20 protein-coding genes are annotated in these 23,159 nt (G+C 37.8%); 11 read left to right on the top strand and 9 right to left on the bottom strand.

The window, feature by feature from the left end; all coding sequences use genetic code 11:
* Nucleotides 1-173: 173 nt before the first annotated feature.
* From ABIB40_RS02305 to ABIB40_RS02275, 7 genes are all read left to right on the top strand, one after another.
* Nucleotides 174-1,151: a stage II sporulation protein M gene (locus ABIB40_RS02305; protein ID WP_354355564.1), complete on the top strand. Its 978-nt coding sequence runs from the start codon at nucleotides 174-176 to the stop codon at nucleotides 1,149-1,151.
* Nucleotides 1,135-2,019, top strand: coding sequence for a hypothetical protein (locus tag ABIB40_RS02300; RefSeq protein ID WP_354355562.1), 885 nt, complete (start codon nucleotides 1,135-1,137; stop codon nucleotides 2,017-2,019). The genes ABIB40_RS02305 and ABIB40_RS02300 overlap by 17 nt, the downstream gene beginning before the upstream one ends.
* 1 nt (nucleotide 2,020) lies before the next feature.
* Nucleotides 2,021-2,746: a DUF4129 domain-containing protein gene (locus ABIB40_RS02295; protein ID WP_354355560.1), complete on the top strand. Its 726-nt coding sequence runs from the start codon at nucleotides 2,021-2,023 to the stop codon at nucleotides 2,744-2,746.
* Complete coding sequence (locus tag ABIB40_RS02290; protein ID WP_354355558.1) at nucleotides 2,743-3,933, top strand: DUF4350 domain-containing protein; 1,191 nt, start codon at nucleotides 2,743-2,745, stop codon at nucleotides 3,931-3,933. Before ABIB40_RS02295 ends, ABIB40_RS02290 begins: the two co-directional genes overlap by 4 nt.
* Complete coding sequence (locus ABIB40_RS02285) at nucleotides 3,914-4,891, top strand: AAA family ATPase (protein ID WP_354355556.1); 978 nt, start codon at nucleotides 3,914-3,916, stop codon at nucleotides 4,889-4,891. The genes ABIB40_RS02290 and ABIB40_RS02285 overlap by 20 nt, the downstream gene beginning before the upstream one ends.
* Nucleotides 4,892-4,969: 78 nt before the next feature.
* A complete protein-coding gene (locus ABIB40_RS02280; protein ID WP_354355554.1) occupies nucleotides 4,970-6,643 on the top strand; it encodes a GmrSD restriction endonuclease domain-containing protein in 1,674 nt (557 codons plus the stop codon).
* A gap of 38 nt (nucleotides 6,644-6,681) precedes the next feature.
* On the top strand, nucleotides 6,682-8,028 hold the full coding sequence (locus tag ABIB40_RS02275; RefSeq protein ID WP_354355552.1) for a DUF58 domain-containing protein: 1,347 nt from the start codon (nucleotides 6,682-6,684) through the stop codon (nucleotides 8,026-8,028).
* A 151-nt stretch (nucleotides 8,029-8,179) separates the two neighbouring features.
* Here ABIB40_RS02275 and ABIB40_RS02270 read toward each other — a convergent pair whose 3' ends face one another.
* A complete protein-coding gene (locus ABIB40_RS02270) occupies nucleotides 8,180-9,379 on the bottom strand; it encodes a DUF1501 domain-containing protein (RefSeq protein WP_354355550.1) in 1,200 nt (399 codons plus the stop codon).
* Nucleotides 9,380-9,388: 9 nt separating this feature from the next.
* Complete coding sequence (locus ABIB40_RS02265) at nucleotides 9,389-10,819, bottom strand: DUF1800 domain-containing protein (protein WP_354355548.1); 1,431 nt, start codon at nucleotides 10,817-10,819, stop codon at nucleotides 9,389-9,391.
* Between the two features lie 72 nt (nucleotides 10,820-10,891).
* Here ABIB40_RS02265 and aat point away from each other — a divergent pair, with 72 nt between their 5' ends.
* The gene (gene aat / locus ABIB40_RS02260; RefSeq protein WP_502931048.1) at nucleotides 10,892-11,527 is read left to right on the top strand and encodes a leucyl/phenylalanyl-tRNA--protein transferase; all 636 of its coding nucleotides are present in this window, start codon (nucleotides 10,892-10,894) and stop codon (nucleotides 11,525-11,527) included.
* Here aat and ABIB40_RS02255 read toward each other — a convergent pair.
* From ABIB40_RS02255 to ABIB40_RS02225, 7 genes are all read right to left on the bottom strand, one after another.
* Nucleotides 11,524-12,138, bottom strand: coding sequence for a TMEM175 family protein (locus ABIB40_RS02255; protein WP_354355544.1), 615 nt, complete (start codon nucleotides 12,136-12,138; stop codon nucleotides 11,524-11,526). The genes aat and ABIB40_RS02255 overlap by 4 nt on opposite strands.
* Nucleotides 12,139-12,202: 64 nt before the next feature.
* Nucleotides 12,203-12,985, bottom strand: a complete 783-nt coding sequence (locus tag ABIB40_RS02250; RefSeq protein WP_354355542.1) for a 3-keto-disaccharide hydrolase — start codon at nucleotides 12,983-12,985, stop codon at nucleotides 12,203-12,205.
* Nucleotides 12,986-13,246: 261 nt separating this feature from the next.
* Nucleotides 13,247-13,561 (bottom strand): YgaP-like transmembrane domain, encoded by a 315-nt coding sequence (locus tag ABIB40_RS02245; protein ID WP_354355540.1) that lies wholly within the window; start codon nucleotides 13,559-13,561, stop codon nucleotides 13,247-13,249.
* A 199-nt stretch (nucleotides 13,562-13,760) separates the two neighbouring features.
* Nucleotides 13,761-16,652: a DEAD/DEAH box helicase gene (locus ABIB40_RS02240; RefSeq protein ID WP_354355538.1), complete on the bottom strand. Its 2,892-nt coding sequence runs from the start codon at nucleotides 16,650-16,652 to the stop codon at nucleotides 13,761-13,763.
* 297 nt (nucleotides 16,653-16,949) lie between these two features.
* Nucleotides 16,950-17,561 carry a rhomboid family intramembrane serine protease gene (locus ABIB40_RS02235; RefSeq protein ID WP_354355536.1) on the bottom strand — a complete coding sequence of 204 codons (612 nt, stop codon included), beginning with the start codon at nucleotides 17,559-17,561 and terminating at the stop codon, nucleotides 16,950-16,952.
* Nucleotides 17,562-19,253 carry a M14 family zinc carboxypeptidase gene (locus ABIB40_RS02230; protein ID WP_354355534.1) on the bottom strand — a complete coding sequence of 564 codons (1,692 nt, stop codon included), beginning with the start codon at nucleotides 19,251-19,253 and terminating at the stop codon, nucleotides 17,562-17,564.
* Between the two features lie 54 nt (nucleotides 19,254-19,307).
* Nucleotides 19,308-20,018 carry a hypothetical protein gene (locus ABIB40_RS02225; RefSeq protein WP_354355533.1) on the bottom strand — a complete coding sequence of 237 codons (711 nt, stop codon included), beginning with the start codon at nucleotides 20,016-20,018 and terminating at the stop codon, nucleotides 19,308-19,310.
* A gap of 65 nt (nucleotides 20,019-20,083) precedes the next feature.
* On the opposite strand from ABIB40_RS02225, the gene pepT reads away from it, so the two are divergent.
* The 3 genes from pepT to ABIB40_RS02210 all read left to right on the top strand — a co-directional run bounded on the left by pepT (nucleotide 20,084) and on the right by ABIB40_RS02210 (nucleotide 23,079).
* Nucleotides 20,084-21,337, top strand: a complete 1,254-nt coding sequence (gene pepT / locus ABIB40_RS02220) for a peptidase T (RefSeq protein WP_354355532.1) — start codon at nucleotides 20,084-20,086, stop codon at nucleotides 21,335-21,337.
* 230 nt (nucleotides 21,338-21,567) lie between these two features.
* Nucleotides 21,568-22,434 carry an aldose 1-epimerase family protein gene (locus tag ABIB40_RS02215; protein ID WP_354355530.1) on the top strand — a complete coding sequence of 289 codons (867 nt, stop codon included), beginning with the start codon at nucleotides 21,568-21,570 and terminating at the stop codon, nucleotides 22,432-22,434.
* A 252-nt stretch (nucleotides 22,435-22,686) separates the two neighbouring features.
* Nucleotides 22,687-23,079: a helix-turn-helix domain-containing protein gene (locus ABIB40_RS02210; protein WP_354355528.1), complete on the top strand. Its 393-nt coding sequence runs from the start codon at nucleotides 22,687-22,689 to the stop codon at nucleotides 23,077-23,079.
* Nucleotides 23,080-23,159 lie beyond the last annotated feature (80 nt).

The raw sequence follows: 23,159 nt of genomic DNA, 5'->3' as shown, positions 1-23,159 counted from the left end.
AAAATATACTTTGGCAAACCATTTTGCCCTTTTACAAAATCATTATATACTTGGCTTTCGCCAGATAATTTTTTTCCTTCCATCCGCTCAAGCGAAAAAAAAAGAAATTCTATTCTTATTTTTAACAAAAAAACCTAATTTGAGACCAAATTAAACGTCCCTTGCTTTTTTAGATGAGAGAAGCCTTATTTGTTAAACAAAATACCGAGAAATGGCAGCGTTTTGAGCGCTTAGATTATGCCAATGCAGACGACCTTGCCGATCGTTTTGTAGAGATAACCAATGACCTGGCCTACGCCAAAACATTTTATCCTACTTCTAAAACTACAGCTTACTTAAACGGCCTTGCGTCAACACTCCATCAAACAGTATATAAAAATAAAAAAGAACGCTCCAACCGATTTTTGGATTTTTGGAAAACAGAACTACCACTTGTTTTTTACATGCACCGAAAAAAGCTGCTTTATGCCTTTATATTTTTCTTTTTGGCCTGTTTAATGGGTGCATTATCGGCCAAGTACGATACTCGTTTTGTAAGGCTAATTATGGGCGATAGCTACGTAAACATGACCGAAGCAAACATTGCAAAAGGAGACCCTTTTGGTGTTTACAAAGACCAAAACCCCGTTTTAATGTTCATACAGATTGGCGCAAACAACATATTTGTTTCTCTGTACACATTTGTGTTGGGCATTATATTGTCTTTAGGAACCATTGTTTCCCTAGTGCGCAATGGCATTATGTTGGGCTCTTTCGAGTACTTTTTCTTTAGCAAAGGGCTGGGCTGGCAGTCTGTGCTGGTTATTTGGATACATGGTACTTTAGAGATTTCTGCCATCGTTTTAGCGGGCGGGGCAGGTTTAATTTTAGGCAACAGCATTCTATTTCCAAAAACATTCTCTAGGGCAGTTTCTATAGCCAATGGTGCAAAAGATGGATTAAAAATCGTTATGGGATTAATCCCGATCTTTGTAGTCGCCGCATTTTTCGAAAGTTTTGTAACCCGCCATACAGACATGCCCATGTTTCTAAGTATTTCCATTTTAACAGCATCGGCCTGCTTTATAATTTGGTATGTGATCATCTATCCAAATAGATTAAATAAAAAACTGAATAAAACCAAACAACTTATCGATGAACATAGAATTTAAGCAGCCGAGAGATTTTGGCCAGATTATAAACGACACCTTCACTTTCGTAAGGCAAAACTTTAAACCCCTTATCAAAACCTATTTTCTGTTCTGTGGCATTTTTGTGTTGGGCAGTATGGTTGCCATGCTTATGCAACAGTATAAAAGCGTAATCTTAATTAATTCGGCAGGTGGCCCAGGGGCAACTAGAGACCCATTGTTAGGACTTAAAGCACTGATGAGTTGGGAATATCTAATAGCCATCATTTTTTCGGTGGCCACCTACGTAAGTATGCTTACTGCCATACTATCTTACATTGCACTTTATGTACGCAAAGGAAATATCGCACCCAGCATAGAGGAGGTTTGGCCTTATTTTAAATACTATTTCTTTAGAATATTTGGAAGCGCCCTTCCTTTATTGCTTATGTTAGGAGTTGGTTTTATATTTTGCTTAATCCCGGGGTTCTATCTTTTCCCATTTGTAGCGATGATTTTCCCAATTATCATCATAGAAAACGGGGAATTTGGCTATTCTTTTTCTAGAAGTTTTAAAATTATAAAAGATAATTTTTGGCTTACTTTCGGCAGTATGATTGTTATTTGGATTATTGTTTATGCTTGCATGAGCGCGGTGGTATTGCCTACCACCTTATTTAGCATGATTGGTTTGTTTTCAAAAAGTTCGCCCCACATGTCGCTAGCATTAACAATGGCCACCACCATATTGCAATCGCTTTGCCAAGTGTTTACCATCATTCCACTGGTTACCATAACTTTGTGCTATTTTAGTTTGGTAGAACGAAAAGAAAGTACAGGTTTGATGGAGCGCATTTCTAACTTTGGAACTGGTAATGATCCGTTAAACCTACAGAACGAAGAATATTAACATGCGCAAAGGGTTTTACATCTGTTTTCTGCTGTTCGGCTTGCTTTGTACTTCGGTAGATGGTATTGCGCAAACAAAACCGACCCAAGTGCACCCGAGCATGTTGCATTTAGATAGCAGCAATGTAAAGGTACAGCCGTTTAACAAAGCAAAGCTCGAGGAATATAAGCAGCAGCGAGATTTTAAATATGATACCATCTCTCCCGAGCTGTCGCTTTGGGATAGGTTTTGGCTATGGTTTTGGAGAAAGATAGGTAACTTGATTGGCGATACTGTTAGAAACCCCATTTCAAAGTATTTCTTTATCGGGAATGGCGTTGCCATCGTTGCGTTTATTTTATACAAAGTAATTGGAGCAGAAGCCTTATTTAGCAAAAAATCTAAAGAAACATTTTTGCCTTACGATGTGCTTAGTGAAAACATACATGAAATTGATTATAAAACAGCATTAGCAAGGTTGATTGAAGAAGGAAAATATCGCTTGGCAGTTAGGTTGCTCTATCTGCAATCTCTAAAAAAATTAAGCGATAACAACAAGATAGATTGGCGGCCAGAAAAAACAAACTACAATTACTTCATGGAAATTAATGAGCCAAATTTAAAGTCGGAATTTGGCCAACTTACGCACCAGTTCGATTACATTTGGTACGGCGACTTTCCCGTTGATAAACTAAAATTTGACCCAATCAACCAAACTTTTTCTCATTTTAACGCGCAGATAAAATGAAGGGATATAAAACATATTTAATTCTGGGAATCCTTTTCATTTTGATTTACCTTGTTGCGCAATACAACAAACCCACTCCAACCGATTGGACACGAACTTTTGTAAAAACAGATAAAATTCCATTCGGCACCTTTATTTTTTACAATAGCTTAGTGGATGTTTTACCCAATACCAGCATTATAAACAGCAATAAACGCATCTATAACACGCTTTCAACTCCCTATAAAAAAACAGCTTACGTTATTATTGCACCCGAGCTTAAGTTAGACAAAGCAGATTCTACAAAGCTAAATACTTTTGTAAAACAGGGAAACAATGCTTTTATTGCGAGTTACAATTTCGGCAAAATACTATCTAAGCAATTTGGCATTAGGGTAGGCAGCAACTTTAGCCAAAACTCCACGCCCGTAAACTTTGTAAACCCGCTGCTAAAAAGCACGGCCGATTATGGTTTTGACAAAGGTATTGGAGACAACTATTTTGCTGAGTTAGACACTGCAAAAGCAACCGTTCTGGGCACAACAGCCGATGGAAAGGCAAACTTTATAAAATATAAATTAGGAAAAGGAACTGTTTTTTTAATGGCAGATCCTGGCTTTTACAGCAACGTTAATCTGTTAGATAAATATGGCGCAGAGTTCGCGTCAAAATCGCTGAGTTACTTGGCAGGGAATAAAAACATTATCTACGACGGATTTTTTACAAAAATACAAAGTGACCAAACGGACTTATTTACCGTCTTTTTTAAAAATCCTGCCTTAAAATACGCGTACTATCTGGCTATTTTTAGTTTGTTGCTGTTTGTATTGTATAATTTAAAGCGTCGTCAACGCATTATTCCATTGCAAGATCCACTTAGCAATGCTAGCTTAGAATTTGTACAAGTTGTGGGCAGCGTTTACTACCAAAATAGAAATAACCAAGACATTGCACAGAAAAAAATAACTTATTTTTTAGCTTATCTGCGCAGCAGGTATTTTTTAAAGACTAACAAAATTGATAAGGAATTTTCTGAATTGCTCGTGCAAAAAACAGGCATTCACCAAGTGCAGGCCACCTACCTTACAAAACTTTTAAGGGAAATACCCGAAGCAGAAAATTTGAGCGACCACGGACTTATCGATTTAAATCAAAGCATAGAAAATTTTTACAAAAACACGCAAACCCATGGAACAAGAGCAGTTTAACCCACGTACCGACCTAAGCGCACTAACCGAAGCTGTAAACAACATTAGAGCGGTTTTGGGCAAAATTATAGTCGGCCAAAAACAAGTAATAGATTTTTTAATTATCGGGCTGCTTGCCGATGGCCATATTTTAATAGAGGGCGTGCCGGGCGTGGCGAAAACATTAAGTGCGAAACTGCTTGCAAAAGCCATTAAGGCAAATTTTTCACGTGTGCAATTCACACCAGATTTAATGCCTTCTGATGTGTTGGGAACACCTATTTTTAACACAAAAACCGGCGATTTTGAATTTAGAAAAGGACCCATTTTTGGAAACATTATTTTGGTTGATGAAATAAACCGGGCGCCGGCCAAAACACAATCGGCTTTATTTGAGGTAATGGAAGAACGCCAAATTACCATTGATGGAAAAACTTACCAAATGGACGAACCCTTTATGGTGCTCGCCACCCAAAACCCTATTGAGCAAGAAGGCACCTACCGATTGCCAGAGGCTCAGCTAGATCGATTTTTATTCAAAATTGATGTAAAATACCCATCATTAGAAGAAGAAACAGCAATTCTAACTGCCCAACATGCGTTGATCAATAAAGATTTATTAAACGACGTAGAGCCAATACTTTCCATAGACCAAATTTTAGCTGCCCGAAAAGTGATCAGAAGCTTACATGTAGAGCCTAATCTCTTAGATTTCATCGCAAAAATTGTAAGCGAAACTAGAAACAACCCTTCGTTATATCTCGGCGCTTCACCGCGTGCATCGCTTGCCATTGTACATAGTGCAAAAGCCTTGGCCGCCATGCAAAACAGAGACTTTATTACTCCAGACGACATCATTACCGTGGCCATTCCGGTACTTGCACACAGAATTCTATTATCGCCAGAGAAAGAGATGGAAGGTTTAACAACAACAGATATTGTGCAACAAATTATTAAAAAGATAGAGGTACCCAGGTAAACAGTGGTATCTTTTACTTACCTATCCCGAATTACCAACTATCTTATGGACAATTAATTTAAATTCCGAATTGAAATAATGAAACTACCAGAACCAATTAGTAAAACATTTACCGGACTTATTGCAGACATAGAAAAAGGACAAATTAAAATCCCTCAATTCCAAAGAGAATTTGTTTGGGACTTGAAGAAGTCTTCCAAACTTATGGACAGCATAATCAAAGGTTATCCGATTGGCACTTTTATATTTTGGAAAACTAAAGAAAGATTACGTTCAATTAGGAATTTAGGAAACGCTAGACTTCCTGAACCTATTGATGGAGACTTCACTGAATTTGTATTAGACGGTCAGCAAAGACTGACGAGTTTATTTGCAACTTTGAAAGGCTTAAAAATCGAAAGAGAAACAGGTAAAATTGAGCATTATGATGAAATGTTTATAAATTTAGATGCGGAAGAAGATGAAGAAATTATTACTACTACGAAAGAAAATTTTGATGAAAGTGCTTTAATTCGATTAACGGATTTAATTTATGGACCGTTAACACTACTTTTCAAATACGATGTAAAATATCATTCTAAACTACAAGACTATAAAACAAGAATTGAAGCGTATAATTATTCCATTATTTTAATTAGAGATGCTCCATTAGATATCGCAACAGAAATATTCACGAGGATTAATGAAGGTGGCAAACCATTAACAGTTTTTGAAATTATGGTAGCTAAAACTTTCGATGCAGACCGTAATTTTGATCTTTCAGAAAAATATAGCGGACTAATTGCCCGATTAGCAGAAGTTGAATATGAAACTATTTCCGATGCAACTGTACTGCAAACTGTTGCTATCTTGCTAGAGAAAGACTGTACAAAAAAGACCATATTAAAATTAAATAAAAAAGAATTTATCGATATTTGGGATAAAGCAGTCGATGCAATTGAAAGGACAGTAGATTATTTTAGAAATTATTATAGGATTCCTGTTTCTCAATTATTACCGTATAATAGTCTAATAGTTCCTTTCTCCTATTTTTTCTATAATCATAACGACAAACCGACAGGAATAACACAAAAATATCTGCAAGATTTTTTTTGGAGAGTATCTTTAGGTACGAGATATTCATCAGGTGTTGAAAGCAAAATTTCTCAGGACATTAAACGAATAGATTTGATAATTAATGATGAACTTCCTAAGTATGATTGGACTGTTGATACCTCAGCAGAATTTATAAAGAATAATGGTTGGTTTAGTGCAGGTAGGAGCTATATAAAAGCGTTATTATCAATTTACGCCTATCATCAACCGAAATCATTCATCGACGGCTCAATTGTAAATATAAATAACGGTTGGTTGAAAATTGCAAGTAGCAAAAATTACCATCACTTCTTCCCAAAAGCATATTTAGAAAAAAAAATAGGTGATTGGGAATACAAAAACTTTTGGATTAACCATATCCTAAATATAACGATAGTTGACGATTATTTAAACAAAAGAGAGATATCGGCTAAAGCCCCATCAACCTATATGAAGAAATTCGAAAAACAAAACCCAGAATTAGAAGATACGATGAAAACACATTTAATAGGTGACCTTGATAACTTTGGGATTTGGGACAATAATTATGATGCGTTTATAAATGGAAGAGCAAAAATATTAAGCAAAGAATTAAAAAAAAGAATTATCCCACAGGGCACAGACAAGACTATGGAAGTAGAATTAACAGATGAAAGAGAAACAAACCAATTGATTTAATTCGATAAACAAAATCTTATAAGTAACATCATCCAATCTTGAAAAAATTTTTCAGCCTTTTCTACACTAACCTATTCCTAAACAATCGCTTGTTTATGGCCTTGGGGTTTTGTGTGATGCTATTTCTTTTGAAATTTTTCTTCGCTTGGCTGGCAGACATCCCGGCAATTGCATTTGGGGTGTTGATTTTATTTTTCTTTGCAGATATTTTTATCTTGTACCGTAAAAAAAATGGCGTGCATGCTCAGCGGCTTTGTCCAAAAAGATTAAGCAATGGCGATGAAAACCCTATAAGCATAGAAGTAAAAAACAACTATGCTTTTGCCTTAGGCATTAAAGTAGTAGATGAGGTTCCACATCAGTTTCAGCTACGCGATAAAACTTTTTTGCTTTCGCTGAAACCGAACCAAACAAAATCTATCCATTACCAACTTAGACCAACCAAGCGGGGCGAATACGATTTCGGTTTTATACGCGTGTTTGTCTCTTCGCCAATTGGCTTGTTGGCCAGAAGATACAACTTTGATGCGCAAACTATTTTGCCTTCCTTCCCATCGTTTATGAACCTTGGCCAATACGAACTAATGGCCGTTTCGCAACATTTGCAGGCTTTTGGAATAAAAAAAATTCGTAAAATTGGGCAGAGCAGTGAGTTTGATCAGATAAGAAATTATGTTGGTGGTGATGACATTAGAACCATAAATTGGAAAGCGACCGCGCGTAAAAGCGAGTTGATGGTAAACAATTATACCGATGAAAGATCGCAAAATATTTACTGCGTGATAGACAAATCTAGGGTTATGCGCATGCCGTTTGAAGGCTTGAGTCTTTTAGATTATGCGATAAATGCTAGCGTAGCGCTATCTAAAGTGGCCATGCTGAAACAAGATAAAGCCGGTTTGATTACCATCTCAGAGAAACTCGGCACTGTTTTACCGGCTGAAAAAAAAGCCTCGCAATTGGGAAGTATTCTGCAAATTTTGTATAAGGAAAAGACCAGGTATTTGGAAAGCAATTTGGAAGCGCTGTACCTTGCGGTGCGTAGCGTAATTAAACAGCGTAGTTTGGTGGTGTTTTTTACCAATTTCGAAAGTCTTTCTGCACTGCAACGCCAAATGCCTTACTTAAAGCGTATTTCTCGCTACCATTTGTTGGTGGTGGTATTCTTCGAAAACACCGAACTTAAAAGTTTGAGTAGCAACCATGCGGAAGACGTAGAAGGGATTTATCATCAAACCATTGCAGAGAAATTTATTTACGAGAAAAAATTGATGGTAAAAGAGCTTAATCGTCAAGGGATTTTATCGATTCTAACTCCACCGCAGGCGTTAACCATAAACGTAATAAACAAATATCTAGCGTTAAAGGCACAGCAAAAAATATAAGTTGGAGTTGTTTTTTAAACCTACCCAAGTTTCTTCTACTTGCCTGCGTACCTAAACGGGATGGAAGTGATAGCCCTGAGGAACGAGGGTTTTAACGGACAGCGCGACGAACATAAACCGAAGGTAGAAACCTGCTTTTCAAAAAAATAGGTTAAATAAAATCTAGCGAACTAAACTTTTTACCTAATATACTTGCATTATCTACATCGAGCCACTTATTTAAAATAGTGCCATAAACCTGTCTAAAATCTAGTTGATATTTTAAATCTCCGGTATCTAAATCGGTTAAATTAGGGGCAGCATTAAAAACTCCAGCTTTCTTTAATTGTCCGCCGTAAACAAACATATTGTTTGCTGTGCCGTGGTCGGTTCCATTACTTGCATTTTGCTCCACGCGACGGCCAAATTCAGAAAAAGTAATCACCAAAGTATCGTCTAATTTATTGTTCTGCTTTAAATCTTTTAAGAAAGCTGCCACGCCATCGCTGTATTGTTTCAGCACATTTCCTTGTTGCCCAAGCTGGTTTACGTGGGTATCAAAGCCGCTTAGCGAAACGTAATAAACCTTGGTTTTTAGGCCCGAGGAAATAAATTTAGACACGGTATTTAGCTGCTTGGCAAAGTTGGTATTTGGATATTCTGCCTTCGACTGATATGTTTTTGAGGTTTCCTCGATATAACTGGCAGATGAGGAAGTCTCTATCATGGTTTTATATAAATAGCCTAAATTGTCCTCAGAAAGATGCTCTTGGTCGTGTTGAATCATCTTTTTAAAAAATGGGTTGTTGGTATTTCTATACAAAGCGGCTGGATCTTTTAATGCGATACCTTTTTTTCCTGCGCCCTTCATGGCTAAAGAAAGTGTGTCATCTACCTCTATTGCGGTATATGGAAATTTACAGGTTTGGCAGTCGCTGTCTAAATACCTCCCGATCCAACCGATACTTAAAAATTGATTGCTATCGCTTGCAGTTTGCCAAATGTCCATTGATCTAAAGTGCGAGCGATCTGGGTTTGGATAACCCACATCGTTAATTACGGTCATCCAACCATTATCGTAAATCTCTCTCAAGGCGGCCATATTTGGGTTTAAGCCTTGCATGTCATTTAGTTTTACCACTTCATTTTTTGGAATGGCGATGGTTTTGCGTTTTTGATAATAAACATCGTTGCCATAAGGAACAACGGTATTTAAACCATCGTTACCTCCAGAAAGCTGGATTACAACCAAGTTTTTATATAAACCAATTTGCTCTAAGGCCATGGCTTCCATAGGCTTTAAAAAGGCAGGAACAAAAAATGTTCCCGCTGCCACAAACCCACTATTTCTTAAAAAATTTCTTCTGTTCATTGCTTTAGTTTAACAAAGTTGATATTCTGGTGTGCTCGTAACCTCAACTACGGTACTTTTTAAACTTTTATTGTTGCTTATCATTGCCCGCAAGTTATTGCTTACCGACGGCTGCAATAAAAACGAGGCTAATTTTACAGGACTGATATTAGCTGGCAGTGTTTTTAAAAACTCCGTCCAATTGGCAGATGCGTTAATGTAACTCTTTGCCAACTTCGGTTTGGCCGTTTTACCTAAAGCTATGAGCGCCTCATCTTCTGGATCTGCCTTACCACTAAAATCTATCAAACCGTCATCCAAAACTAAAGATGGTATTCGCATACGGAGCATTAAAGACGAACTGTCTATCCAGCTTTGGCCGCCTGGCCAGCCTGCAACATTTGGCGGGTTAAATAAATACTGCCCCAAACTGCTTTGTAATTGGAGTAGCACCTGTGGCCTATTATAGGTAACGTAAAATTGCCGACTTAGACCGACAATAAACTCAGCCGGAGATTTTATCTTATTTCCCACATTCTCAGAACTCTGAAACCAATCGGCCAAAAATATTTTTTTCATCAGCTCTGTAATGTCGTATTTGGTATGATAAAAATGATCAGCCAATTCCTTAACATGCGCTTCATTCGGGGTATCATTTACATAGAACTTATACACTTTTCTACTTACAAATTCTGCCGTCTTTGGATTTGCCAAGATTGCATCTATTATATCCTCTCCATCAAAATGGCCAGTTTTACCAAAAAATACTTTTTCTCCCTCATCGTGCGATTTATCTCTAAACACAAATGCACCACCTTTATCATACATCCAGCCAGTAAAAGAACGCGCAGATTCTTTGATGTCTTTTTCGGTATAATTTCCTCTGCCAATGGTAAAAAGCTCCATCAGTTCTCTAGCAAAATTTTCGTTAGGATGGCCTTTTCTATTCTGTTGGTTGTTTAGGTAGGCAAGCATGGCCGGCGACTTTGAAACTGTCATTAACAAGGTTTTAAAATTACCCAAACCCTCATTGCGCTGTATGTTGTTAAGTTGTTGTGCATACAATGGAACTCTACTTCGACATGCAAAGTGGCCATGCCAAAACAGCGTCATCTTTTCTCTTAGTGGCGCTTTAGTATTGATCATCTTTTCTAAAAAACTGATGTTCAGCTCTCTACTTTTACTGTTTTGTTGCCTAATAATATCTTTTCTGAGTTGCTTTTCTTCTTCTGTAAGTTGCGACTTTTTCTTATATAACCCGGCCTGCATCAGCATTTGGTTGCGCGTTTCGGTCTCACCAATCAAAGATATGTCATCGTCTTTTCTTGCCTCTTTAAAGAGTTCTTTAACCACTTTTTCATAAGGCTTTTTACTAAGATTTTGCAATTCACTATAAGAAATTCCAAAACCAGCCCTACTATACAGGTGCTTAATTTTTAGCGCATTATCATCTACATTCATGAAACGGTGGTTTTATTTGAGACAAAGTGATTTACTCATGGTTTAATCAATTTTATGTTTTTATTTTTGCGGATGGTTTTTCGACTTTTGAAAAATGACCTTATTTTTCCAAATCCAAGCTTGGCAGATGAAGATGGCTTGTTGGCCGTTGGCGGAGATTTAAGTCCTATTAGACTAAAAATTGCTTACGAGAACGGAATTTTCCCTTGGTTTAATGAGGATCAGCCAATTATGTGGTTTTCGCCACCAGAGCGATGCGTTATCTATCCCGATAGGATAAAAATAAGCAATAGTTTACAACGAACAATTAGAAGCGGCAAGTTTGAAGTTACACAGAACAAAGCTTTTGCGGAGGTTATACAAAACTGTGCAAAAATTCTCAGAAAAGACCAAGACGGCACCTGGATTGGCGCTGAGATGCTATCTGCCTATAACAAACTGCATAGCTTGGGCTTTGCTCAAAGTATAGAGGTTTGGGAAACCGGAAATTTAGTTGGCGGTTTGTACGGTATAAAAATCGGTCGGGTTTTTTGCGGAGAAAGTATGTTTAGCAAAGTTTCTGATGCATCGAAAGTGGCTTTAGTAAGGCTAGCGCGAAGCGATATCGACTTGATTGATTGCCAAATAGAAAACCCTCATTTAATAAGCATGGGCGCAGAGATGATATCAAGAGTGCTCTTTTTGGGCATGTTGAAAAAACCGATCTAATTATCAGAATATTCCTCATCTTCTTCAATTTCTCTTTGTTCGTCTAAAGCACGTTCAACTCGCTTGTCTGGAATAATCCATATCATGGCCACAATAGCATACATGCTTGCACCAAGATAAGGGCTCAAGAAACATAAGCCCATTCCTAATGCATAAAGTATAACACTTGCTTTCTCCTTAGTTGTGTTGTTTGCAACTTTTTCTATTATTTCGTTTTTTTCTGCCGAGGCATTGATTAATTTAAGCAAGATAGCAAAAGCTATAGCGCAGAACAGCAAGACGGCCCCGTATATTACCACCGGCCAGAACATAAAGCCGCGTTCGCCCATCCAGCCAGAAGCAACCGGAATTAGCGATAACCAAAACAATAAATGAAGGTTGCCCCATAAAATCTTGCCATTTACCTCTTTAACAGGATAAAGCAGGTGGTGGTGGTTGTTCCAATAAATACCCACGTAAATAAAACTAAGTATGTAGCTTAATACTTTCGGAATTAAAGGCTTTAAGGTAGTAACATCTGCACCAGAGGGCACTTTGATTTCTAAAATCATAATGGTGATGATGATGGCAAGTACTCCATCACTAAAAGCCTCCAACCGATTTTTCTTCATGCTGTTTTTTGCTTAGAAACAAAAAATCCCACAAATAAAATTTGCAGGATTTAATAAGTTTCGTTTATAACTCTCGAACCCAAATATTTCTAAAACTTATGGCTGGGCTTGGATCGCCATGATCTTGCAGCTTAATTGAAGAAGGGCCATGTGCTTTATATTCTGGTTTGCCAATGTACCTTGTTGCTCCGGTTAATACAAAATGATTTTCTAATACTACCCCATTTAGAAAAACGGTTACAGCAGCAGGAGATTTCAGACTTCCGTCGTCATTAAATCTTGGTGCAGTCCATAAAATATCATAATACTGCCATTCACCCGGCTTTTTATTTGCATTTGCCAACGGAATTACCTGTTTATACACACTACCCGTTTGGCCGTTTACATAGGTTTTGTTATTATAAGCATCCATAATCTGTATTTCGTAACCATCATCGCCGGGCCCAGTAGAAGCTAAGAAAACGCCACTGTTTCCACGGGCCTGCCCTTCGCCAGTAATGTTTGATGGGATTTTCCACTCCAAGTGAAGCTGATAATCCGTAAATTTTTTATTTGTTTCTATGTTTCCAGTTCCTTTTTTAACTGTAAAAAAGCCGTCGTCAACAGTCCATTTGGCGGGTTGAGCCGGGTTGTTTACCGAATGCCATGCGTCTAAGTTTCGCCCGCCGAAAAGTACAATTGCATCAGAAGGTGCATCTTGAGGTAATTTGCCAGAAGTAACAACTTTAGGTTCCGGACTCCAAATTTCTGTTGCCTTTGGATCATTTGAGTTTTCCATTTTGGTGTCTTGTGCAAATGCAGAAACAGAGAGTGCAGTAGATATTAAGAATAAAAGTTCTTTTTTCATTGATAATTGGTTGAGATCTTAAATATAGACAGTTTATTAGAAAATAGAAATTAATTGTAAAATTTAAAGCATTAAATCATAAAGAAAGGGAGCGACTATTTGGCGTAAAAAAAAGTTATAAACGCTGTACAATAGCAAAATACCCCTCAAATATTTTAGCTTTAACGCGTTATTTTTCCAATTAACACAAAATAGCCGCCAAAAAAAATAATCCCACAAATGGCGTAGTTTTAATTAATGCCTTACTTTTAACCCACCAGCTTAGAGGCTGTTATCTACGTAGGTTTCTGTTACAAAAATCTTCTCGGTAATTTCATCTGCTTCACTTTGGGCAATTAAATCTACCGATGGGCAATAACCCGTATACCCCCTAAAAAGTAAACCAACACCTGCCGCCGCGCCAATTGCCCCCATTATAGGATGACGAAAAATATTGGTTAGGCCTTTAAATAATAAGTAAGAACCAACCACGCCAGAGAGAATGCGCTCAGAATCTGAAATGTTTTCATACAATTCTGGATTTCTCCATGCATCTTTAATCTTTTCTACGGTATTGTTTATTTCTGCGTTTGTCATGATCTATATTTTTGAATGAGCTGTTATAACAAATTGCGATAGATAGAGTTTGATATTTTATACGAAAAAAAAAGGCAGTCGGCGTTGACTGAAATTTATATGAGCCTTTTAGCGAATTGCGTGGCTGCCATACAATAGCGCATAACCTCAGCGTATCTTTCTTAATCAACCTTAGGTGCTGCAAATGCAGAAAATTAAATTAGCTAAGAATTTCTTTAATATCTTGTTTACTTAAAGATTTAAAAAAGCTTTCTTCGGTAGTGATTAAGGCGTTGGCAAGCCGCTTTTTGCTGTTTTGTAGCGCAAGTATTTTTTCTTCGACTGTGTCTTTTGTGATAAATTTATAAATGAACACTTTTTTATTTTGCCCGATGCGATGTGTTCTATCTATCGCTTGCTGTTCTACTGCTGGATTCCACCATGGATCTAAAATAAACACATAATCTGCTTCGGTTAAGTTTAATCCAACACCACCTGCTTTAATTGATATTAAAAAAACCCTAACATCGGCTTGGCTCTGGAATTCTTCAACAATTTCTCCACGATTCTTCGTAGCACCATCTAAGTATTTAAATGCAATCTGCTCTTTCTCAAAGTAATTCTTAAAAATGCTAAGATGCTTTACAAACTGAGAAAACACTAATACCTTGTGGCCGCCTTTCAACACCGTTTCTAAAGTATTTATCACGTTTTCGAACTTGCCAGAGTCTGACTCATATTCGCCATCTATCATTTTAGGATGGTTGGCCAATTGTCTTAGAGCCGTTAGGCCTTGTAAAAGCTGAACCTGTTTACGCGCAAAAGTTCCATCGTCCATGCTTTGCAATAAATCATTGCGGTAGGCAGATTTTGTCTTTTCGTAAAACGAAGCCTGATCCTCACTCATGTCGCAAAGAATTACCTGCTCGGTTTTAGGCGGAAGCTCTGAAGCCACCTGCTCTTTGGTTCTTCGCAATACAAACGGCTTTATAATCGATTGTAGCTTACGAGCTTTTTCCTCGTCCTTCTTTTTTTCTATGCTCTGCACATACTCTTCATCAAAAAAAGATTGCGTACCCAACAGGCCAGGATTTAAAAAAGTTAATTGCGACCATAAATCGCCAACCGTATTTTCTACAGGCGTACCACTTAACGTTAACCTATATTTAGATTTTAGACTTCTAACAGCCTTAAAAGATTTTGACGAGGGGTTTTTGATATTTTGGCTTTCATCTAAAATAACATAATCGAAATAGAACATCTTAAGCTCGTCTATATCTACGCGGGTAATGCCATAGGTGGTAATTACCACATCATAATTGGCAAAATTTGCGACATCTTTATTCCTATAAGTTCCGGTATGCGCCATAATTTTTAGCTTTGGCGTAAACTTGCTCGCTTCACTTAACCAATTGTAAATTAGCGAGGTAGGCATAACAATTAACGATGTAGTTTGTAGATTTGCCTGTTCACCATCTTCCTTTACCTTTTGTAAAAGCGCCAAGGTTTGGATGGTTTTACCCAAACCCATATCGTCTGCAAGACAGCCACCAAAGTTATAACTGCGCAAAAAATTGAACCAGTTAAAACCTGCCTTTTGGTAATCTCTTAACGCGCCTTTAAAGTGCTTAGGCATTGGAACATCGTCTATGTTTTCGAAATCTGCCAATTTTTGCAGTTTTCTCTCGAGCGAAACATTTGCAAGGCTGTCTTCTGCCAGGTCATTTATCAGGCCAATGTGATGCTTTTTAAGCTTTAGCGTTTTGCCAGCCTCAGATAAACTAAAGAGACTTCCATACTGGGCAAACCATTTCTCGGGGATAATGGCCACTTCGCCATCTGGCAGTAAAAATTCTCTGCGTTTATGCAGAATATGTTGTTTTAAAGACAAAAATGGAATTTGATATTTACCAAACCAAACAACGGCATAAATATCAAACCAATCGTTTCCTTCTTTTATTTCGAGGTCTATTTTGTTTGCTCCAAATACAAATTTCTTTTTGCCTGTGGCTTGTTGTATTTCGAAACCAGCGCTCTCCAGCGCCTCGATATGTTCATTAACCCAATTTATAGCACCATAAGCGGGATCTCCCTCTTCGTCGGCAACCTCTAAATGGGTAAACAGACTACTGGTTTTTCGCAAGCCCATGCTAAGCAACAGCGCATAGTGCTTTTTTTCCCATTCTGCAGAACGCTTAACCCTGTGGAAAATATAATTGTCGTTAATGTTTTCTAAGCGTACGGTTACCTTATGTGCATTTTCAACTGGAAACAGATAATCGCCATAACTAAAATTAAGTTGGATTTGAGAAATGCCTCCGTCTATATAAATAACCTTTAATATAGGTTTTGCTATAAATTGTTCGGTTCTTATCTCGAAACCTTCTGCATAAACATGGTGCTTTTCTATAAGCGGCGCAATAAATTTCTCAAAGTAAGCAGCTTCAGTGGCTTTGGTTATAGAAATGTAACGTTTGGCCAAAAAAGGTTGCAATTTTTTCCCTTCTAAACCTGGCTCAAAATAATACAATACATCATTTAACAGCATCCAAGCTGGTTTGTTACTTACAATCTGCGCATCTTTAAACATAAACTCAATTCGCTGATTCTGGTATTTAACGGTTGGAAAATACCGAGTCTCTATTTCGTTTCTGCGAAAATGAAACAGAATAGTGGCCGGTTCCTGCGCAAATTCTATTTTTCGCTCAACAGGCCAACCATCCTTGTCCATAATATAAAGCTCATCTTTTACCTTTAGTAGCTCTAAAACTTCGGCCAGCTTTTTTTCTATTTTAGGCCGTACATTCTCATAAAATTTCTCATCGAATATTTTAGCGAAAAACTCTGTGGCCCTAATTACCTTTTTATAATATTTTCTAATAAGTGCGTCTTGTTCGATCTCGTCAAGAAGTGCAATAAGTTTGTGGTCTATCTCTTCTAAACAACCTTTATATTCTTCGGCTGTGTGAGAAAATAGGCGTTGGTGAGTGAAAGAAAAATCGTCATTTGGATTAAGCTGAACTACGTGTGGCTCTATGATATAGCCAAAATATTCATGCTTACACAATGAATAAACTATTTTGCAGGGTTTAGAACTATCTACTCTTAACATTAAGATGAATCGACTTTTTTTTGAGGCGCTTTTTTAAGAAGGTTTAAACATACAGTATTTGAGTTGGTTTAACAAAAATTTTAGATGAAACGACAGGAGTTTTAGAAAACAAAAGGTACAAAGACCAAGGCTAGTTTATTAGGCCGTGTTTAATCGTAGAGAAGTTTAGGCGTGGAGCGATTTAAATGCAGAGGCGTGCGAGACGCGTGCACGTACGCATTCCCCCTCGTACTTCTAACAACTACATAACTTACAAAAATAGTTGTTTTTGTAAGCTGCAACGCTATGGTTTTTTTATCAGCCAAAAAGGGTGGTAAAGAATACATGCAAAATTCCGGGCACAAAAATGATTGTAAAAATCAGCCCCGTTAAGGCGCCAAAAAGGTGTGCATCATGGTTAATGTTATCTCTAGACTGCTTTGAGGCATAAGCACAATACACCAGATAAAGCACGCCAAAAATAATTGCGGGGATGCCAATAGGTATGAAGAAGAGGTATATTTTAGAAAGCGGATTAAACAAAATATAGCTGAATAAAACTGCGCTTATGGCTCCAGAAGCGCCCAAGCTGTTGTAATGAAAATTATCTTTGTTTTTGAAAACGGTAGGCAAATCACTTAAAATTAAACTAACAAAATACAAAAGGCCAAACTGCCAACTGCCAATCAAACGCTCTAAAGTAAAAGCAAAGGCATAAAACGTAAACATGTTAAAAAACAGGTGCATCCAATCGCCATGAATAAGCCCGCTGGTAATTAAGGTATACACTTTATGGCCGCGAGAAACGCTGTACGGATGCATCATAAATTTACCGTAGACGGAATTATCTGAAAACGCATACAAACTGGTAACCACAGTAAAAACGAAAATAATAGAGGCAACTGGTGCTACGTGAAAATATTCTAACATTTATTTTAAATTAAGGTTTGTTCGGTTTACCAAACGCGAAACAGGATAGCGATCGTGTGTTTTCTCGTAATACGCAGAGTTTTTATAAATAAACTCCAATTGTGCTGAACCATTTTTTGCAAACTCTCGGTCGCTTGTTTTCTTGTCGTCAAGCTTCTTCTGCAGCTCTGCATCGCTTTTTAACAAAGCAGCACCGGTATCTTCGAAAACATAAGGCGAGTAGTGCTCTTTCATATCTAAAATAGAATCGAAAAAGTTCCAGTTAAAAAAAGAATCTATGGCTTGCGGCTCTAGCGTTTCTACAATGTACCTATTAGAAACTTGGTTTACATATACAACATAGTCGCCGGCATAATAATCTATTTCTCCAACAACTGGTTTAAGTTTTACATCGCTGTGCAAATAATGCCCCTCATAGGGCTTAGTTGTTGTGCTATAATCTTCAATATAATAGCTCTCTACTTTAAGCCTTACATTTTTCTTTAATTGTTTCAATGCAACACCATTCAATTTAAGTAAATCGACAACCCTATCCCAAGCTTTTGGAATGATGTAGGCGATAGGTTTTGCGATGCTAATGGCAGGTTTAAAACTGTTGTGTTCGGCTATGTTTTTGGTAAAAGGTTTAGACCTGTCATAATATAACCGATCAAAACCACTTATATCGCTTGGCTTTTTTGCCGCTTCGAAGCCGTTAAAACTCAAACTGTCTACCTTACTTTCGTCCAAAACCCATATAACAGGGAAATCTGTTTGTTGCGCTACAAAATCATCCGCTTTGCGTTTATTTGCTATAATTACTTTTGCATCTTTTTGAACAAGATCTATATAAGTTTGCAATAGTTTGTAAGTGGCATCTACACGCAACGGGTAATCCTTTAACATGTGTGTTTCTGGCATAAAACCGATGGTATTGTGCAGCGTTGCATAACCTGTAGAATACCTTGGAGATTCGTTAAAACCGGTAATTCCACCATCGGGAGTTTCATTTATGGAGTTTACATACGGAATAAGCGGATAGCGCAATTCCTTCATTTTTGAGTAAAGGCCGGGCAATAAAATTGTGGTTAAATATCCCGATAAGATAGAATTAAGCTTATCTTTTTGCGTTGGGATCAGCGTCATTACATATTGGTAGTCAGCCCCATTACTTGTATGTGTATCGACAAAAATCTCTGGCTGCCAAGTGTTAAAAATCAACTGAAATGCAGCCGAATTTTTTGAATCTGTTTTGATAAAATCTCTGTTGAGGTCTAAATTCTTACTGTTTCCTCTAAAGCCATATTCCTTTGGTCCGTTTTGGTTTGCCCGAGAAGTAGCGTTACGGTTATGGCTTCCGCCGATGTTGTATATTGGAATGATGCCGATAACCACATCTTTTGGCAAATTGCCTTTTTCTAAAAGATTGCGCGCCAGCATCATCGAAGCATCAATACCTTCGGGCTCGCCTGGATGGATGCCATTGTTTATGAGCAGGAAACTTTTACCTGCCTTTTTAACCGCAGCTGGATCGAAAATTTTATTCTTCGACAGCAATAACAGGTGTAAAGGCTCGCCGAAATCTGTGTTTCCGTATGTTAAGAGTTTTACCTCACTATAATGAGATGCCAATTGTTTATAAAAGGCAATCGATTCATCATAAGTGGTTGTTTCTGTATTTTTACTACGTTCGTAGGGAGTTATTTGAGCCATTGTTTTGCAACTTAATAAAATAAATAAACAAAAAATTGCTCGCATAGGTTTTTGCTAATAATACCGATATCTACCAATAATGTATTTAATTCCAACAGAATAGACGTTATAAATGTCTTGCTTTTTATTTTCAAATTTGTTTGGAGGATCATCGTATCCATCCAGTCCTTCGCCAATTGTTATGTTACTCTGCGCATTTACATTGATGATGAAATTACTGACAAAACCACTCTCTGCGATATAAAAATTGATTCCCAAATTAAATGGCAGCACAACATTATAGCTATCATCCTTTCCTGGAAAAGGGCCATAACCGGGGTCGTCAGAAAAACTTGGTCTATACCTTACAATATCAATCATGTGGTTTTTGATAATGCCCGCACCAACTCCCGCGTACAAACCTCTCATGGCATATAGAAATTCGCTACTTTCAACTTTAAACAATTTGCCAACCATTAACTTACCAGTTATTGCTAAAGAGGCGTACCTATTCGCAAATTGCCTGTTGTATAAATCGGTATTGATGTTTCCTCCTTGTATTAGCCCGGTTTGGCCTTCTAAACCAACCGTTAGGTAGCGTAGCGGATAATAATTGAAGTCGACGGCAAATGTGTGTCCCCAACCGCCTTTTTTAACATCCGTGTAAGAACGGTTTGGCCCAACGTTAATACCTGCCGTGTATTTCAACTCGTTAAATTGCGCAAAAGCCCCTTGTACGCTACAGAAAAGCAAAACTGCTAAACCAAATATTTTAAACTTCAACATTTATTATTTGTTTATTTACAATAATATCATCTTTTGCGCAAATATATAAATTTATCTTTGTTGGTATGAGTTTGTACAATGACCAAAAAAAGCGGCTTGCAGGTCGCTTTGTTACTTATGCCAAAATAGACACCCAATCAGATGGCTCTTCTGCAACCTGTCCATCTACCCTGAAGCAAAAAAACTTAGGCGAATTATTGGTGAAAGAGCTAATAGATATGGGGATTTCTGATGCCACGATAGACGATAACGGATATGTGTATGCCACTTTATTGGCAACTACCACCAAAAAAATTCCAGTAATCTGCTTTTGTTCTCACATGGATACCTCTCCAGATTGTAGTGGCAAAGACGTGAAGCCAATTATTCATCACAATTACAATGGAGCAGATTTAATCCTTCCAGATGATAAAAACATTGTTTTAAAACTCGCCGACCATCCAGATTTGGCAGCGCAGTTTGGCAATGACATCATTACGGCTAGCGGAACTACCCTTTTGGGCGCAGACAATAAAGCTGGCATCGCCGCAATTATGGAAGCTGTAAACTTTTTGCACACAAATAAAGCCCTTAAACACGGCACAATAAAAATTCTTTTTACCCCAGATGAAGAAATTGGAAGGGGTGTTGACAAGGCAGACCTTAAAAAACTGGCCGCCGACTTTGCCTATACCGTAGATGGCGAAACATTGGGCTCCATAGAAAATGAAACCTTTTCTGCCGATGGTGCAACGCTAGTTATACACGGAATAAGCAGCCACCCAGGTTTTGCAAAAGGCAAAATGCATAGCGCAATAAAAATTTTGGCAACGGTTATAGAGCATTTACCAAAAACAGAGCTTAGTCCAGAAACCACCGATCAGAAAGAAGGCTTTATCCACCCGGTGTCTATTTCGGGAAGTGTAGAGCAGGCGGAAGCAGAATTTATTCTTCGTGATTTTAACGATGAGAAACTTAAAGAACACGGAAAACTGCTAAAAAAATTGACTGAAGAAGTGTTGACAAGCCATCCAGGCGTAACATTTAGTCTAACCATTAAAGAACAATATCGAAATATGAAACAGATGTTGGACAAGTATCCTCAGATTACAGAAATTGGAATCGAAGCAATTAAAAGAGTGGGTATTGAGCCAAAGCTTCAAAGCATTCGTGGCGGAACAGATGGATCTCGACTATCTTTTATGGGCTTGCCTTGTCCAAATATTTTTGCCGGCGAACATGCTTTTCACAGCAAACAAGAATGGGTAAGCGTGCAAGACATGGAAAAAGCAGTGCAAACCATTATAAATATTGCCTGCATTTGGGAAGAAAGAGGTTGAGGGAGAGGAGTAAAGAACAAGGAATAAAGAGCAACGACTGGGTGGAAAGTCAGCGATCAGCTATTTACGGATAGGAACTTAGCTTTCTGAAAAACTGTAAATAAACTAAGAGGTAGAAGGCTGGAAGGCGAAAGGTTGAGGGTTGAATCTCACACCTAATGTCTAATATCTCCTATCTAAATACTTTTTTTGTAGCTAAAAACAAATCGAATTGCTACTTTTAAACTACGATGATAACTTTAGAAAACGAACATTTAAAAATATGCGTTGCAGAGAAAGGCGCAGAGTTACAAAACCTGATTAGTAAGGAAACGCAAATAGATTATTTGTGGAATGCAGACCCAAAATATTGGGCCAAACATAGTCCTGTATTATTCCCAATAATAGGTGTGTTAAAAGACGACTCTTATTTTTATAATGACAAAAAATACTCACTTCCTCGGCACGGCTTTGCCCGAGACCATACCTTTAAAATCTTAGAAAGTGGGTCGCACGAGGCATCTTTCTTATTGTCGCAAAGCGATGAAACCCTAAAAAATTATCCGTTCTATTTTGATTTGACCATAACTTATAAGCTGCTGGACGACAAGCTTATTGTAAGCTATAACGTAAAAAATACAGGACGCGATAACCTGCTGTTTTCTCTTGGCGCCCATCCTGCATTTGCCGTACCCAACATGCCAAACACCAAATACGAGGATTATTACATCACGTTCAACGAAGACATTAAACTTAAACACTATGATTTGGTAGACGGGCTTGTAAGCGATAAAATGGAAGAAATTGTACTAAGTGGGCACAAATTGCCATTAAGTCACAAATTATTTAAGAATGATGCACTCGTTTTGAAATCTTTGCAAAGTAACTGTGTAAGTTTGTTAAACACACAAAATCATCATGGGCTGCATTTTCATTTTGACGAGTTTCCTTATTTCGGTATTTGGGCTGCGCCCGATGCGCCATTTGTTTGCTTGGAGCCTTGGTGCGGCGTGGCCGATAGCACAGCATCAAACCAGCAGCTTACAGAGAAAGAGGGCATTAATGTTTTGGCCAGTAACCAACAATGGTTTCGATCTTGGGAAGTAGAGTGCTTTTAGGATAATGAAATTTAGTTTTTTTAAGGCTTAATGTTTTCTAAATCAGGATTTGGAGATGATAGAATGAGAAGATTTTGAGCGCTCCAAAACTTTCCTCAATTAGCATTACCTATATCGACTCTTTAGAAAGAATAATGACGATTAACCTAGAAAGTTAGACCTTAACTAACGTAAAACGTACTAAGTAATTAGAATAAAATAATGTCGTATTTTGTTGTTTTGACAATTTAAATTCAGTATATTTATCTCATTATGAGGTATGTAACACTTAAACCGGAAGAGATTGAGGTATTGGAAAACTTCCACAGAAACAGCCCCAATGGCACTGTTAGAAAACGCAGTCAATGCCTTCTCCTGTCACATCAACGGCATAAGATCAAAGACCTTGCCCGTATTTATAACGTCAGCCGCAGAACGGTTGAACGTTGGTATGACGGTTGGTCCGAAACCGGGGCTGGCTCCCTCTCGATATCAGGGGGGAGGGGCGCAAAAACCCGTCTGAAGAACTATCCCCGGGAGGTCCGCGAGCAGCTGGAACTTCATAACAGGAACTTAAAGAATGTATTGGCTTACTTTGGGGAACGGCACAATATTATAATCTGCAAAAAGACATTGCAGAATTTTTTAAAAGATACTGGGCTATAACTGGAAAAGGGCTAGGCTCTCTTTAAGGGGCAAGCGCAGCGAGGAACAATTCCGTTTTAAACAGAAACAGATAGAAACCC

The organism is Pedobacter sp. UYP30 (genome assembly GCF_040547165.1).
In the GTDB taxonomy this organism is placed as follows: domain Bacteria; phylum Bacteroidota; class Bacteroidia; order Sphingobacteriales; family Sphingobacteriaceae; genus Pedobacter.
Note: the sequence above shows the minus strand (reverse complement) of the source record. Positions and strands in the feature narration are given on the sequence as shown.